The sequence below is a fragment of the Persicitalea jodogahamensis genome (assembly GCF_014651615.1).
GTDB lineage: Bacteria > Bacteroidota > Bacteroidia > Cytophagales > Spirosomataceae > Persicitalea > Persicitalea jodogahamensis.
This window is the reverse complement of the sequence record NZ_BMXF01000001.1, coordinates 777,731-792,639: the sequence shown is the minus strand read 5'-3', so window position 1 is coordinate 792,639 and position 14,909 is coordinate 777,731. Positions and strand designations below refer to the sequence as shown.

At 47.5% G+C, this 14,909-nt stretch carries 17 protein-coding genes and 1 pseudogene; 8 read left to right on the top strand and 10 right to left on the bottom strand.

Translation table 11 applies throughout. The annotated features are described in order from the left end of the window. Positions 1–144: 144 nt before the first annotated feature. Together IE117_RS03235 and smpB are read right to left on the bottom strand one after the other, a co-directional pair. Positions 145–657, bottom strand: a complete 513-nt coding sequence (locus tag IE117_RS03235) for an HNH endonuclease (RefSeq protein ID WP_189562899.1) — start codon at positions 655–657, stop codon at positions 145–147. Positions 658–761: 104 nt separating this feature from the next. Then, positions 762–1,220 carry an SsrA-binding protein SmpB gene (smpB, locus tag IE117_RS03230; RefSeq protein WP_189562898.1) on the bottom strand — a complete coding sequence of 153 codons (459 nt, stop codon included), beginning with the start codon at positions 1,218–1,220 and terminating at the stop codon, positions 762–764. A gap of 108 nt (positions 1,221–1,328) precedes the next feature. Here smpB and IE117_RS03225 point away from each other — a divergent pair, with 108 nt between their 5' ends. Beyond that, a complete protein-coding gene (locus tag IE117_RS03225) occupies positions 1,329–1,802 on the top strand; it encodes a nuclear transport factor 2 family protein (RefSeq protein WP_189562897.1) in 474 nt (157 codons plus the stop codon). Positions 1,803–1,838: 36 nt separating this feature from the next. Here IE117_RS03225 and IE117_RS03220 read toward each other — a convergent pair whose 3' ends face one another. The 7 genes from IE117_RS03220 to IE117_RS03190 form a co-directional block, all read right to left on the bottom strand. Next, on the bottom strand, positions 1,839–3,572 hold the full coding sequence (locus IE117_RS03220; RefSeq protein ID WP_189562896.1) for a M3 family oligoendopeptidase: 1,734 nt from the start codon (positions 3,570–3,572) through the stop codon (positions 1,839–1,841). 179 nt (positions 3,573–3,751) lie between these two features. Next, positions 3,752–5,005, bottom strand: coding sequence for a sensor histidine kinase (locus IE117_RS03215; RefSeq protein ID WP_189562895.1), 1,254 nt, complete (start codon positions 5,003–5,005; stop codon positions 3,752–3,754). Continuing rightward, positions 5,005–5,328 (bottom strand): circadian clock KaiB family protein, encoded by a 324-nt coding sequence (locus IE117_RS03210; protein ID WP_189562894.1) that lies wholly within the window; start codon positions 5,326–5,328, stop codon positions 5,005–5,007. Before IE117_RS03210 ends, IE117_RS03215 begins: the two co-directional genes overlap by 1 nt. Then, positions 5,325–5,624 carry a circadian clock KaiB family protein gene (locus IE117_RS03205; RefSeq protein ID WP_189562893.1) on the bottom strand — a complete coding sequence of 100 codons (300 nt, stop codon included), beginning with the start codon at positions 5,622–5,624 and terminating at the stop codon, positions 5,325–5,327. Before IE117_RS03205 ends, IE117_RS03210 begins: the two co-directional genes overlap by 4 nt. Before the next feature lie 106 nt (positions 5,625–5,730). After that, positions 5,731–7,425 carry a circadian clock protein KaiC gene (kaiC, locus tag IE117_RS03200; protein ID WP_189562892.1) on the bottom strand — a complete coding sequence of 565 codons (1,695 nt, stop codon included), beginning with the start codon at positions 7,423–7,425 and terminating at the stop codon, positions 5,731–5,733. Positions 7,426–7,526: 101 nt separating this feature from the next. Further along, positions 7,527–7,925 (bottom strand): response regulator, encoded by a 399-nt coding sequence (locus IE117_RS03195; protein WP_189562891.1) that lies wholly within the window; start codon positions 7,923–7,925, stop codon positions 7,527–7,529. A 167-nt stretch (positions 7,926–8,092) separates the two neighbouring features. Next, positions 8,093–8,398 (bottom strand): (2Fe-2S) ferredoxin domain-containing protein, encoded by a 306-nt coding sequence (locus IE117_RS03190; protein WP_189562890.1) that lies wholly within the window; start codon positions 8,396–8,398, stop codon positions 8,093–8,095. Between the two features lie 394 nt (positions 8,399–8,792). On the opposite strand from IE117_RS03190, the gene IE117_RS03185 reads away from it, so the two are divergent. The 5 genes from IE117_RS03185 to IE117_RS03165 all read left to right on the top strand — a co-directional run bounded on the left by IE117_RS03185 (position 8,793) and on the right by IE117_RS03165 (position 12,540). Beyond that, positions 8,793–9,392, top strand: coding sequence for an RNA polymerase sigma factor (locus IE117_RS03185; RefSeq protein WP_189562889.1), 600 nt, complete (start codon positions 8,793–8,795; stop codon positions 9,390–9,392). Then, complete coding sequence (locus IE117_RS03180; RefSeq protein WP_189562888.1) at positions 9,367–9,615, top strand: hypothetical protein; 249 nt, start codon at positions 9,367–9,369, stop codon at positions 9,613–9,615. Before IE117_RS03185 ends, IE117_RS03180 begins: the two co-directional genes overlap by 26 nt. A gap of 165 nt (positions 9,616–9,780) precedes the next feature. Then, positions 9,781–10,440 (top strand): endonuclease III, encoded by a 660-nt coding sequence (nth, locus tag IE117_RS03175; protein WP_189562887.1) that lies wholly within the window; start codon positions 9,781–9,783, stop codon positions 10,438–10,440. Between the two features lie 173 nt (positions 10,441–10,613). Next, a complete protein-coding gene (locus tag IE117_RS03170) occupies positions 10,614–11,474 on the top strand; it encodes an FKBP-type peptidyl-prolyl cis-trans isomerase (protein WP_189562886.1) in 861 nt (286 codons plus the stop codon). A gap of 157 nt (positions 11,475–11,631) precedes the next feature. Next, positions 11,632–12,540 (top strand): prohibitin family protein, encoded by a 909-nt coding sequence (locus IE117_RS03165; RefSeq protein ID WP_189562885.1) that lies wholly within the window; start codon positions 11,632–11,634, stop codon positions 12,538–12,540. Between the two features lie 72 nt (positions 12,541–12,612). On the opposite strand, the gene IE117_RS03160 is transcribed toward IE117_RS03165, so the two are convergent. Further along, positions 12,613–13,404 carry a PI-PLC domain-containing protein gene (locus IE117_RS03160; protein ID WP_189562884.1) on the bottom strand — a complete coding sequence of 264 codons (792 nt, stop codon included), beginning with the start codon at positions 13,402–13,404 and terminating at the stop codon, positions 12,613–12,615. Between the two features lie 215 nt (positions 13,405–13,619). Here IE117_RS03160 and IE117_RS03155 point away from each other — a divergent pair, with 215 nt between their 5' ends. Together IE117_RS03155 and IE117_RS03150 are read left to right on the top strand one after the other, a co-directional pair. After that, entirely contained in the window at positions 13,620–14,192 is a 573-nt protein-coding gene (locus IE117_RS03155; protein ID WP_189562883.1) for an RNA polymerase sigma factor, read from the top strand. Then, a pseudogene (locus IE117_RS03150) lies at positions 14,173–14,909 on the top strand (hypothetical protein); the annotation flags it as partial. The gene IE117_RS03155 and the pseudogene IE117_RS03150, both read left to right, overlap by 20 nt.

Below are 14,909 nucleotides of genomic sequence, written 5' to 3'. Positions count from 1 at the left end.
GAAGAACCGCCCTGAAATACATCAACCCCCGGACGAATGGGCTGAAATTGATGAAAAACGAAACTTTTTTTGGAAAACAGACCGCAAAGGTAGTGTTTTTTTCAAAACAAACCCTTTCGAAAAAACATTTGCGATAATAATGGATCAGTAGGCAGCTTCCTTGGCGCCCAGATAAGGCAGCCAGCCCTCGTCAACGGCACCCGACAGATCCCGGATAAACATCAGGAAGGAAGGACGAAAAGGGCGCTGCCTGAGCGGCATGGCAGCTTCCTCGGGTGTGTAGTCTCCTTTACGGGAATTGCAGCGTTTGCAGGCTGTGGCAAGGTTGTCCCAATTTGTTTTGCCACCGCGCGACTTAGGTAGTACGTGATCGAGGGTAAGGTTGTCGTTGGTACCGCAGTATTGGCAGCGGTTCCCGTCACGCTTGAATATATTCTGGCGGGTCATCATAACGCCCCGGTAAGGCAAATGGATGTACCGTCGCAGGCGCACCACAGTAGGCATGGGATAAGCTTCGCTCACGGTTCGCAGGACGTGCGTGGGGGAATGGGCGACCATGTCAGCCTTTTGCATATACACCAATAGGAAAGCCTTCGGTACGGAACATACACTCAACGCACTATAATCCTGATTGAGGACCAAAACTTTCCTGCCCATAGGGATATGTTTGGTAATTCTTTACCGGCAATTTAGAAAATATACCTCATACTAACGTAAATAGGGCTTTAAATGTTGACAAAATTTTGTAAGGAGCACCAAATTCAGTACCCGGCCCGGTCAGTTTCGCGCTTGACGTCGCGTTCTTTAATTGAGTCACGCTTGTCATACAGCTTCTTTCCCTTTGCCAGAGCTATCTCCATTTTAGCAAGCCCCCGGTCGTTAGTAAACATCCGCGTTGGGATGATCGTCAGCCCCTGATCTTTCATGCTTTCCGACAGTTTGCGGAGTTCGCGCTTGGTCATCAGCAACTTGCGGTCTCGGATAGGATCGTGGTTGTAATGCGTCCCTTCGGTGTAAGGCGAAATATGCAGACTGCGCACGAAAAGTTCGTCGTCCATGAAAAGGCAGTAGGCGTCCTGAAAGTTTACCTTTCCCTGTCGTATGGACTTTATTTCAGTGCCGGTGAGCACTATGCCCGCAGAAAAAGTGTCGAGAAAAAAATATTCGAACGAAGCACGCTTGTTCTTAATATTGACCTTTTTGTTTATTTTGTCTGACATAGATTTAGGACGGGTCGTTACGTCGATGGAGTTTCACAGACTTAGCAACTAAGCCTCTTGATTTATAATAACAAAGGTATCTTATTCAAAAACGCTATACCAACCTAAATGAAACTCAACCGATTGACGGCAGCCGTTTTAGTCTGCCTTAACTTTTTACTTTTTGGGATTCCTGATGCTTTCGCCCAATCAGATCATAGTGAGGTAAAAGCAATCGTGGATCAACTTTTTGTAGGTATGAAAACGGGTGACTCTTCGCTCGTGGCGAAGTCATTTACGGCTGACGCTACGCTGCAATCCGTTTCCATAGCCGCCGATGGAAAAGTCAAAACCAGCAAAAATGGGATCGCAGGGTTCATAAAAGCCATCGGAACGCCTCACCAGGAAATGTGGGACGAACGAATCTATGACTTGAAAACACAAGTAGATGGTCCTGTGGCGACTGTGTGGGCACCCTACAAATTCTACCTCGGCGAGAAATTCAGCCACTGCGGTGTAAATGCATTCGCCCTCGTGAAAACAGAGAACGGATGGAAAATTGCCGGTATCACCGACACACGACGCAAGGAGAACTGCCTGTAGACAAATAGAAATAAGTTCATACAGAAGCTCGCATACCTACCCTTGCAAGGTTTCCAGCTCCTCCCATACAAACTCCATCAGTTCCGTAATGTGAGCTTTGGAAAAATCAAATGGTACGCGCGCAGCCTCGTAAATCTTACCGATCGGGGCCGTGTATCCCAATTTCAGCGCATCGAGGTAACCTTTTAAACCTTGCTCTGGATTTTCACGGTAGTTTTTCCAGACACCAATGGCTCCTAACTGAGCAATGCCGTATTCGATATAATAAAAAGGTACCTGGTAAATGTGCAACTGCCGCTGCCAGCCATAAGCGCGGAATTTCTCAAGCCCTTCCCAGTTCATTACAGAATCCGTGAATTCTTCATAAATCTCAACCCAGGCTTCGGTGCGCTCAGCGTCGGTATGGACTGGGTTTTCGTACAACCAATGCTGAAATTTATCTACTGTGGCCACCCAGGGCAACGTTTCGATAATGGATTCCAAATGCTGAACCTTGGCGCGACGAAGATCTTCCTCATTATCAAAGAATTCATCCCAAAAATCCATCGTCAATAGTTCCATCGACATGGATGCGAGTTCGGCGACCTCCGAAGGTGTGTGTTTGAACGAGTTCAGGGCCAGATCACGGGTAACCAACGAGTGTACGGCATGGCCTCCTTCGTGTAGCAGCGTGACCATATCCCTGAGATTGGAGGTTGCATTCATAAAGATAAATGGCACTCCGATTTCATCCAGCGGATAATTATAGCCCCCTGGCGCCTTCCCCTTTCGGGATTCCAAGTCAAGGTGCCCCATCTGTTGCATGATGCGAAGGCAGTCGCCCAGAAATGGGTCGAGCCTGGTGAAACAGCGGATTGTTTTGGCCAACAGTTCGTCACCACTTTCAAAGGGTTTGAGGGGCATTCGACCTTGCGGATCTACTTTTGTATCCCACGGGCGCAGGGTGTCTATCTGCAAGGTTGCTTTGCGCTGCTTTGCCATGTCGTCGAGCAACGGGACTACAGCCTCCCGGACGGCAGCATGAAACTCGAAACAGTCCTGAGGCGTGTAGTCGAAGCGTCCCATCGCCGCAAACATATAGTCGCGATAATTAACAAAACCCGCGTTCCGGCCTACTTCGTCGCGCAGTTTCACCAATGTGTTCAGTAGCAAGTCCAGCTTTTCGTGGTCCTGATAGCGTCGTTCGCTAATGGCCCGCCATGCTTCTTCCCGTATAGACCGGTTTATGCTGTACAGGCGGTCGCCTGCCTTTTGCAGTGTCATCTCTTCGCCGTCGAGCGTTACGGTCATCGCTCCTGCGATGGATCCATATTTTTGTTCTTCGGTTTGCAGCTGGGTCTGGAGCGGTACGTTTTCATCGCGGAAAATTTCGATGGCCTTCTTCATACTGCGAATAGTAATGTCAAAGCCGGTATCTGTCAGTTCCGGCAGGAAAGGGCTGCTGGCAGCTTTCTTATCGAGATCGTTACCATAAACCGCCAGTTTAGGCTGTATTTCGCTAATGAAAAATTGCAATGACTCAATTAGTTTCTCATTTGCGGTATCGCAGGTCTGCCGAATGTAACGCCAGGCGAAATTCTCAGACAAATACGATTCCAGTTCGCTGCGGTCCAGAAACCACTGCCGTAAATCTGCGACATTGGCAATCTCGCGTTTTTTGAGGTCTTCGTAAAAGGGTTGGACATCCTCCCAGCCAGTGAGCTTCATTTCTTCCCCAATGAACGGACGCGCGTGGCGCTTGGGCAAGGTTATATTTTCTTGTAGGGTCATACTAATTATGAGATTTGCGGTAATATTTTCTTTTTAAACGGAGCTTCGGTGACAGTCCATGCGGATTATCGCTATGCTTGCTACGCCTCAATACTATAAAGCCATGAAAGCCATGTTCCTTGGACCAATCATCGGATTACAGAGCGATTGTTGTATATAAATGGCTCAATTCTATCTCATTACTGATTGGGCTGATACCTAGGCAATGTTATGATGAAAGTAGCCCCTTCCTCCGCCCGACTAAGAGCGGCGATAGTCCCGTTATGTTTGTCGATAATTTTTTTTGTTATGGCCAGGCCGATGCCTGAACCCTCAAATTTGTCTTTGGCGTTCAGCCTCTCAAATAACGAAAAAATCTTATCTCGATATTTTTCATCAAAGCCGATTCCATTGTCGGTCAAAGTGGTGCGGTACATTCCTTTGCCTACTTTGCGACTCGCAATTTTGATAACAGGAGGTTTATCAGGGTGGCTGAATTTGAGCGAATTACTGATCAAGTTTTGGAACACTTGCTTGATCTGTCCCCGGTTGGCTTCTATTCGGGGAAGTTCTTCAATCACGAAAGTCGCATTCTTTTCTTTGATCAATATTTCGTAATCGTCCAGTACTTCCGTAACTACCTCCTGCAAACTAATGAGTTCGAAATAATTTTCGTTCGTTGAAAGTCTGGAATAACTCAGGATGTCGATAATCATAGCCCGCATCCTCTCGGAGGATGAAATAATTTTCTCCAAGAACATTGCACTCCTATCTGACAATTCATGCTTGTCGCGCAGCATGGTCGAGAATATCAGGATTTTGCGTAATGGCTCCTGCAAATCATGCGATGCTACCGAGGCAAACTGCTGCAGATCGTGATTGCTAGCTTCCAACTCTGCATTGATAGCCGCTAAGGATGCGTTTTTCGACTTTAGAAGCTGTTGGGTCTCCTTCTGAAAGCTAAGATCCGTGATAATAACGCTCAAAGCCGGTCCCTCGTCTAGCTGCAGCGTAGTGACCGACAGCAGACAAGGAACATACCTGGAACCATCGAGTACGTCAATTTCCGTTTTGCTGTCGCCTGTCCAGCCTTTCCCAAAAACATCACGAAAAACGTCCAGACATTCAGGGGAGACGAAGGATTCGAAAGCGGCACCGATAATACCTGAGAGCGGCAGGCCAATGATTTGGGCAAACATCGTGTTGCAGTAAACGATGAGCCCCTCCTGGTTGAGGGTTACAGCTCCTTCGTTCATTTTCTCAATAAAAACCCGGTAGTTTTGGTCGGCAGTCTTGAGTGTATAAAGCTGGTGTTCTTCGTTTGGTCCCTTAACTACGAGCGCATCTACCTGTCCGGTACGGATAGCCTCGATGGTGTCGGTAGCCTCTTCCAGTTGCAACCGGAGCTCCTCATTTTCTCGCCTCAAATCTTCATAAATCCGGGAATCATTCATTAGCTGGCAGTTGAAATACCCAGGCCCCGAAGTACTTTCATGGTATCAGACATATCACCGATCAACCGGCGCTGGGGCAGCGGGTAACTTTTGACCAAAAGCGGCAGGGCAATTAATTGTTCACGTTCGGCTATCTCTTTCTGTTGGTGAACGTCGATGATTTCGAGAGAATATTTGTCTTTCAGATAATGATCGCAGATTTCCCGCAGGTTGGCTATCGCCCGCCGTGAATTGACCGACGCCCCGGCAATGAACAGCCGCAGCTCGTAATGGCGGCTTGCGTCCTCCGCTTCTTCCAGCATCGAATCCACGAGATCGCTCATTCCAATTTCTTAGCGGGGCGTATGTTCAGGCCGACGAGTACTTTTTCTTCGTTAGAAAGATCGCCGATGATTTTACGAATAGGTTCCGGCACTTTTTTTACAAGCGTAGGAATGGCAAATATTTGGTCGCCCTCAGCGAGCTGAGGCTGAACCAACAGATCAATCACCTCTATTGTGTATTTACCCTTCAAGTGTGTCTCACAATAGTTTTTAAGATTCTTAAGAGCCGTCACCGATTTTGTAGTCTTCCCGGCTATATACAGCCTTAGCTCCCAGATTTCGTCGTCGTTTTGCATTCTATTTTCTTCACAATTATCATTCCTAAAGGAATCACTGATTGACCTGCACAAGTCGTCTCACCAACCGAAAGAACCACTGGCCGTAGTAGCACACCGCTGCCGGTTACCCCTTATTACCACGGTTCTTTGCCATCTCCTTCCGATTCTTCTCGATGACTTCCTTCTTTAATTGTTCCTCGATGTATGTTTTATTTAGCTCTTCCTGAACCGAGTCAAATTCTTCTTTCAGACTGGCGATTTTAGACTCCAGAACTTTCTTCTTACGCTCGATTTCACGGTCTTTGCGGGACACCGCGTGGTCGTGCAATACAGCCCCGGTTTTTTCCAGCAATTGCTGCGCTTGCCGCGCAGAACCCGTCAGAACCCCCTCCGGACCGAGATACACGTCCACTAACTCCAAACCTTCATCAGAAATAACGAACTCCCGTATCTGATTGGAGTGCTTCATACCACGCGACTTCATTACGTACATACCCCGGTTGCGCTCACCATTGGCTTCTATATCACGCACGAGCAGCCAAGCATCCACCAATGACGACACATTTTCGACGGTCTGTTCACTAAAGTTTTCGACCAGCGACAATGCCGTAAACATGACTGTGACCCCTCGACTCTGCAGAAAATCGATCAGGCGGATCAGCATACTTTTCACTTCACTAACCGACCCTACAGTGATCAGGTTGGTGATTGGATCCAGCACCATCACCTCTGGTTGAAACTTAAGCACTTCCTTATGAATAGCCACCAAATGCATCTCAAGGCCATGCATCGTGGGACGTGCAGCCTGAAATCTGAGCAAGCCTGCATCCACGTGCTCCCGCAGATTCATCCCTATCGACTTCATATTGCGGATGATCTGCTGCGGAGATTCCTCAAAGGCAAAATAAAGGCAGCGCTCGCCCCGAAGACAAGCCGCATCGACAAAGGTCGCGGCGATGTTCGTTTTTCCGGTACCTGCAGTACCCGAAACCAGCACACTTCCTCCTTTGAAAAAACCCTCACCGCCCAGCATCTTGTCGAGGCTGTCGATGCCCGAAGAGATCCGGGCATTTGAAACTTCATGCCAGAGTGTAAGAGACGTTACAGGCAAAATGGAAATGCCCTCTGCGTCGATGAGGAAAGGGTATTCGTTTGTGCCATGCACCGACCCTCGGTACTTGACTATGCGAAGCAATCGCGTCGAGATTTTGTTGACGATCCGATGGTCAAGCGCTATGACGCAATCGGAAACGTACTCTTCCAAACCCTGACGAGTGAGCGTACCCTCACCCTGCTCGCCTGTGAGTATGGTCGTCACCCCCTTCTCTTTGAGCCATTCGAAGAGCCGCCGTAGTTCGGCGCGTAGGATGGCGAGGTTGGTCAGGCCTGAAAAAAGGCTTTCGATGGTATCCAGTACTACACGCTTTGCCCCGATGCTGTCTATCGCATATCCCAGGCGGATAAATAATCCATCGAGGTCGTACTCACCCGTCTCTTCGATTTCGCTGCGCTCCACCTGCACGTGATCCAGCTTAATGAGTTTTTCAGCTTGAAGCTTCTCCAGGTCAAAACCAAGCGAAGCAACATTCAACGCCAGTTCATCCGTCTTTTCTTCGAAAGCCACGAATACGCCCGGTTCACCGAACTCCATGGCGCCATGCACCAGGAATTCCATTGAAAACAACGTTTTTCCCGATCCGGCTGATCCGCAGATCAGTGTAGGCCGACCTGTGGGTAGGCCGCCTTCGGTGATTTCATCCAGACCTTTGATGCCGGATGGTGATTTAGGTAAAGAAAAGCCTGGGGTATTGCGATTCATAGTACTGAGTTCTTACGGGCTGCCCAATAGCGCAGCATTCCTGAATTGGATCGTCAGCTTCAGATAGAAACTGTATTAGTAAGGATAAGAAAAGCCTTAATTTAAGATAGAAAGCTATTAATTAATTGGTGGCTCAGATCGGTGAACCCTTCGAACGAGCTAGGCTTGGTAATGAAATTATTGACCCCAGCCCGATACGCCGACTCAATCAGATTGGGGTTCGAGGAAGTCGAGATCATTACCACCGGGACGGAGGATATTTTGGGATCGGAGCGAATAGCTGCAATCGTTTCCAATCCATTCATTTTGGGCATATTCATATCCAGCAGGATAAGCGTAATCGACGTTAGCTTATCCTGCTGGATCAGAGACAGAAGTTCAAGACCATTTTCAGCCTCAACAATATCAATCGACGCGCCCGCTTCCTCGATGGCCTGGCGAAGAAAAAAGCGATCGTCCTGGTCGTCATCTACAAGAAAAACAGTCTTAACTAGGCTCATTTAATGGGTGAAGCAGTGGCTGTGATGAGTGTTCATCGTTACGAAGACAAATGGGGCGAAAAGTACGACATATCTTAATATTTTTCGAAAAAAACCACGATTTCGTATCCGAAAACAGAATTTATGCTCCGCTCACCTTGGTTTTGTCAGGCGATAATGCGCCAAAATCAAAAATCTAGTTTAAGCCTTTCGACGGGCTGGTTGTCCACAAGGTGGCTTTGCACGATTTCTTCAACATCCGACAATTGCACATTGCCATACATGATTCCCTCAGGATAGACAATGACCGAGGGGCCCTTGCCGCAAACATCAAGACAGCCCGTAGGCTGGGCACGCATGGCGGGCAGCAGGTCGCGCTCTTTCATGGTGTCTTTGAAAGCCGCAACAAGTTCCGCGCCGTGCACGGCCCCGCAGCTTTTTTTGGGAGAATCTTTTTGATTGGTGCAGACAAAAACATGTTTCTGGTACTTCATTATCAATTAGTTTTGATTTAAGGAAAGCAAAATTATCATTTTGGTACGAAAAATGATGTAAAGCTGTAGAACTAAATTAGACACGCTCCCGTTTAAAAAATCCAGATCATGTTTGGATAATGCTATTTTTTCCTAAAATGACCTTATGTTTAAATTTTATCATATGGAAGCAACCTTTTCGATATATTTTGCGTAAGTAAGTTGTTGACAGGGGGTAATCCAAAGCATTTTTCTAAAAAAGCCAAATAAATGTTTGCAAAGTAGTTGTCAAACCTATTACTTTTGATTTACATTCTCGCTCAACTCAGGCACAAAGCCATCGTCCATTCACCAAAACTAAAACCAGCAACAATATAGATACACGGCTCTACGTTAACTAAATCGAATAAATACAATGCAGAAATTTCAAGTTAGCGACAGTGAGTTGGTATCGCTGTACATCCGTGGTGACGAAAAAGCTTTCGAGAAACTAGTTCAACGTCATAAGTCGAGAATTTATACTACCATTTACCTGATTGTTAAAGATCAGTACGTTGCCGAAGATTTGATGCAGGACACCTTCATCAAGGCAGTCGATACGATTAAGTCAGGCAGGTACAATGAAGAGGGTAAATTTTTGCCGTGGATTGTCCGAATCGCCCACAACCTCGCTATTGACTATTTTAGACGCGATAAACGCTACCCCAGCGTAGTGTTCGAGGATGGAAGCAGTGTGTTCAACACGCTGGACTTCTCGGAAGATTCGGTAGAATCGATCCAAATCCGACAGGAGACCCACGAGCAACTGCGGGAGATGATCCAGCGGCTGCCCGAGGTACAACGGCAAGTTCTGATAATGCGCCATTACGAAGAAATGAGCTTTCAGGAAATTGCCGATGCCACCGGAGTGAGTATCAATACGGCACTGGGGAGAATGCGTTACGCGTTGATTAACTTGCGCAAGCAATTCAGCCAACGTACTCCGCAATATGACAAAAACGTTTACCTACGATGATGTAGTCAGGTATCTTTATGCCGAGACTTCCCCTCAAGAAAACAATGAAATCGTTGAGGCTTTGACCTCCGATTCTGACATGCTCGCCTTTTATCTGGATTCGCTCGAACTGCAGACCTTAATGGACCGCATTGTTCGAACGCCTTCCAGCCGGGCTACCGATGACATTCTGCGCTACTCGCGACAGTACCCTTCAAGCCAAACCGCTGACCTGTCTTTCTAGGCAACCAGATTTTTGGCTTTTCCCTTTTGCTAGTAACTGCTTCTTAGCCACAGAAGCGGTTACTAGCTTTTTTTGTGTTTCAAGGTTAAACTTTGACGATTTAAAAAGTACCCTAGTCACTTGGTGATAAACCAGAAAATCCTATCCAATATCCCTATTTCCAAAATGCGCAAAAAAGAACGCTTTCAAGGACTCATTGACTACTTTACGACGTACTTCCCTGAACCAGAGACTGAACTTCACTATCGCAATCCATACGAATTACTGATCTCGGTTATTCTCTCAGCTCAATGTACTGATAAGCGCGTTAACCTTGTAACCCCTGCCCTATTCGAGCGATTTCCTGGTCCAGAGGCATTGGCGGCTTCCGACGTTGAGGAGGTCTTTACTTACATCCGGTCGGTTTCGTACCCTAACAATAAAAGCAAGCACCTCGTTGGAACGGGCAGAATGCTCGTAGCAGAATTTAACTCGGAAGTACCCGGCAAGGTGGACGAGTTGCAACGCTTACCAGGCGTAGGTCGGAAAACGGCTAATGTGATCGCCTCTGTTATTTTCAATCAGCCCACGATGGCCGTAGACACGCACGTGTTCCGCGTTTCGCACCGCATTGGCCTGGCTCCACTGACGGCTACCACGCCTTTGGCTGTCGAAAAGCATTTGATGGCCTACATTCCGAAAGACCTTGTTCCGAAGGCCCACCATTGGCTCATTCTACATGGCCGTTATGTGTGTATAGCTCGCTCGCCAAAATGCAGCGAATGCGCCCTGACGCCTCTGTGTAAGTACTATGAGAAAATACAGAAAATAAAGATTAAGGGATAGAGAAAATTTTATCTCCGGCATTCCAACGTTTTAGGCCTCGGATGGTTCTCTATAACTGTCGCCAGAGAATTTTCACTATTCTTCTGCGTTATTTTGCACGGATTCAGCGTATCGTTTGGAAAGGAGTTTTCGAAGATTCGTCTGGACCAGATTATTGTACCTAAAACAAAAAAATGAAGCACAATCAAAGCAATCTCTTAATTTTTATCCTTTTGGCGCTCGGCTTAGGCGCTTGCAACAAGACCTTGGATTTTACCGACGAAGAACAACTCGAAAAAAATGAAAAAAGCATTCAAGATTATTTGACGACAAACAACCTGTCAGCTACGAAGGATTCTTCGGGCATGTATTATGTCAAGAGAGTGTCTAACCCGCAGGGAGTAAAAGCGAAAGTGGGCGATCAGGTGGCTATATACAGTAAAATCTATACACTTGATGGCACTGTTATAGACAGTACCGAGACGGCAGCTAAAAAGCCGCTGCGCTTCACCTTTGGCACCAACTACCACTTGTTTGGCGTTGAACGCGGTATAAGCTTAATGCAGGAAGGTGAGAAAATGACCTTGCTCCTGCCCTTTTATCTAGCCTTCGGCAACGTTGGCTATGATAACCTGCCCGCATATTCGCCCGTTCGGGTCGAATTGGAGCTGGCGCAGGTACGTACCGAAGCACAGCAAATCGCTGATTATATCAGTACGAAGGGCTATACCATATCCGAAACTACCCCAAGAGGGGTTAGAATCATTCGGCAAAAAACCGTAGCTGGAGATACCCTCGGAAAGGGCAAGACAGTTAGCGTAAATTACACAGGCAAGCTATTGAGTGACAAAGAATTTGACAAAGGTTCATTCTCTATCACCACAGGCAACGGAGGGTTTATCGTAGGTTTCGAAGAAGGTATTAGTCACCTTCGCAGGGGCGAGAAAGCCGTTCTTATTTTTCCTTCTGCTATCGGTTACGGAAAAAGCGGATCACAGAGTGGCACGATTCCCCCCTATACGCCGCTTGTCTTCGAGATAGAGGTGCTGGAATAACACGAGAACGATTTATGGAGTTAAAAAGCCGTTCGTCCCTACTATGGGGATAGATCGGCTTTTTTTCGTAAATTACAGATGCATTTTTTTGCAGAGCGGGAGCCTTCCGAAGCGGGAGCTCCCGTTTCTTAATCTTTCCAATTAACCCAATATCATCATGTTTTTTATTATCATTGGCCTGCTGCTTCTGGTGGCGGGCTTTGCGATCAATACGCCTTCAATGCCCGTTTCGCAGTATTCACGTCCCGTCAAAATTGCGGGCATAGTTATCGCTCTCGTCGGGGCACTTACGGCCAGCATCCGGCAGATCGACGCCGGTACCGTCGGCGTGCAGTCGCTATTCGGAAAAGTGAGCTCCAATACGCTGGAAAATGGGCTGAACTTCGTCAATCCGCTGGTAGATGTCGCTATATTCGATACCAAGACTCAGAACTATACCATGTCGGCTACTACCGCCGAAGGCGATTTGTCAGGCGACGACGCCATCCGGGTACTTTCAGCCGATGGATTGGAGGTAGTTATAGACCTGACGGTTTTGTACAAAATCCTGCCTAGCGAGGCTCCGAACATTTTCAAGCAAATCGGGCGAGATTACAAGGACAAGATCGTGCGTCCCGTAACGCGGACACGTATCCGCGACAACGCGGTTTATTACGATGCCGTATCGCTCTATTCCAAAAAGCGCGACGAGTTTCAGGACAGGATTTACAAGACTATTGCCAAGGATTTCAAAGACCGGGGCCTTGTTCTGGAGCAGCTCCTGATTCGCAACATCAACCTGCCCGAGTCGGTTAAAAAGACCATCGAGTCAAAGATCAACGCCGAGCAGGATGCGCAGAAGATGGAATTTGTGCTGCAAAAGGAAAAACAGGAAGCCGAGCGCAAGCGCGTAGAGGCCAAGGGTATCTCCGACTACCAGACCATCATCGCCAGCAGTCTGACCGACCGTCAGTTGCAGTACGAGATGATCAATGCACAGAAAGAACTGGCAAAATCGCCCAATTCAAAGATCATCATCATGGGAGGAGGTAAAGGTGGGGTGCCGCTTATTTTGAATGATAAGTAGTTAAGTACCCTTTACAAATGAAAGAAGGGAGTGAAACGCTAAGTTTCACTCCCTTTTCTATTAACTCCCCTTCTATTGGCCAAGAAACGCTGCCAATCCCGCCAGATCGTCGGTGCCAATATAGTCTACACCCAATTCCTTCAAAGTCCGATAACCTAGGTCAGTGTTAGGTGTCGCCCACAAACGCACTAATTTTTTTTGAGCGTGTTGCAACTGCACGAAAATTTCGATACGACTGCGCATTTCCTGATTTAGCGGTTGAAGGCCGTCCCAGTATTTCCCAAAACCAAGCATACTACTGCTTACCAGAACTACGTAAGAAGCGGCGTTTTTGGGGTAAACCAATTCCTTTCGCCCATCAAAAGTGAAGAGCTTATCCTGGGCAAACATCTCCTCGGGCGGCGGCATTTCGCCGCTCACGACAATCCTGACGTGCCGCAGTTCTTTACGGTAAGGCGACAATAGCTTTTGCAGGGCAGCCAGTGTCGCAGGGCCCGTATTCTTGATATCTATCAGCAGTTGCAGTTCCTTTCGCTGCGGGTAGGGGAACCCCTTGTTTTCACTAATTTTTTGGAGGAGAGGTTCCAGATAGAGCACTTTCAAAGTACGCTCCGGCTTGATGTCTTCTATATTATGGGCAACATAAAGTACCCCATCTTGCAAGAAGACGTCTGCTTCGATGGAGCCAAATCCTAGCTCGTAGGCCGCATAGAAGGGTCTTTTTTGTTCGTAGTCATTGTGCGAATGCGCATTGGCAGTTGTGTAAGAAACTGGCTGCGCAGCTACGCTGCCAAGACAAATTAAAATCCAGGCAAAAGAGAGGAGAGTGCAGCGTAAAAAAACTGGTTTTGGGAAATACGTCATTAAAAAGGAAAAGAAGCTTATTTAAAAATTCAAAACAAATAAATCATTAAAACGGCTCGATCGGTTATAAATGTGCATTTTTCAGTCGATATCACTAAGTTGGAGCAATCAGCCGATTGGATTGACAAAAGTTAAAACTACAAGTTTTTTGGGTGAATCAATGACACAAGCAACCCCGGCACGTAAACCTCCGTATTACCAAAAAACCACGAAGCATGTCCGAGCATAACTCCGCCGCTATACTTGACCTGCTCGACGGATGCTTGCAAGGGAATCGTCGTAGCCAGGAACTGCTCTATAAGCAGTTTTATGGCTATGCCATGAGCCTTTGCATGCGATACGCCCGCAGTCGGGACGAAGCTCAGGAAATTCTAAACGATGGTTTTTTCAAGGTATTTACCAAACTGGAAACCTACGATCAGAAACGGCCTTTCAAAACCTGGCTGGGCAGAGTGTTGATCAATACGGCACTGGACCAGTACCGACGCGAGGCCAAGCATCAGGTTTATGAGGACATCCGCTCAGCTGACAACGTAGCGGCAGTGAATGAAAGTGCCGTCAGCCGACTGATACACGAAGAGTTGCTTGAATTAATTCAACTGTTGCCACCCGCTTACCGTATGGTGTTTAGTCTGGCAGTTCTGGATGGATACACGCACGAAGAAATTGCCGCAGAGCTCGAAATCTCGGTAGGAGCATCGAAGTCGAACCTATCAAGGGCGCGGGGAAAATTGAAAGAGATGTTAGCCAAAAAAAGCATGGAAGCATATGAAAGAGTTGTCCGATAAAGAACTGGACGAGCTCTTCCGTAAATCCGCCGAAGAGTTTGAACCCAGGTACGAAGCCAGCGACTGGCATAGCCTGCGCCGTCGCCTCGACGAGGCCGATGGCGTGGTGGGCGGCTGGTGGTTCAGGAAAGCGACGCCCTGGCTGGCTGGCTTATTGTTGCTTATGATCGGGGGGCTGGGTGGATACTATTACTATGCTGGAGACAACAGTGCCGTTGACCGCGCTGAAAACAAAGCCGCCTCTTCATCAACGATATTACCTTCCAACCAAAAGCATCCAAAAGCGAAAGCTAAAAGCCCGGCCAACCAATCAGAATCAGAGACATTACGCCGTGCTACCATAGATATAGATAATGATGAGCCTGGCTTGGAAGGCAGTGATCATAGTGTAGCTAATCAACCAGCAGGAGATCAGGGAGGAATGAGCGGCCAAAGTACCCAGAATCAAGGAAAACAATCAGATGAACAAATCAAGGTGAAAGAATTGCCCCGGAACCCGGCGAGCGCAAGCGGAGTGCGCAAACAAACTACCCCAAATCGGGGAAGGGGCGATGGGGCAATTCTTTTGTCCCAGAAAACAGATATTCCGGACATATCGAATGAAATGAATATTGGGCGGAGTGAATTATCGCTAGGGGCAAGTCAGCAAGTACCCGACTACGATCAGTTGCGACAACCGCTTCCCGCAGTAGAACCACTAAGCTTTCAAACCAGATT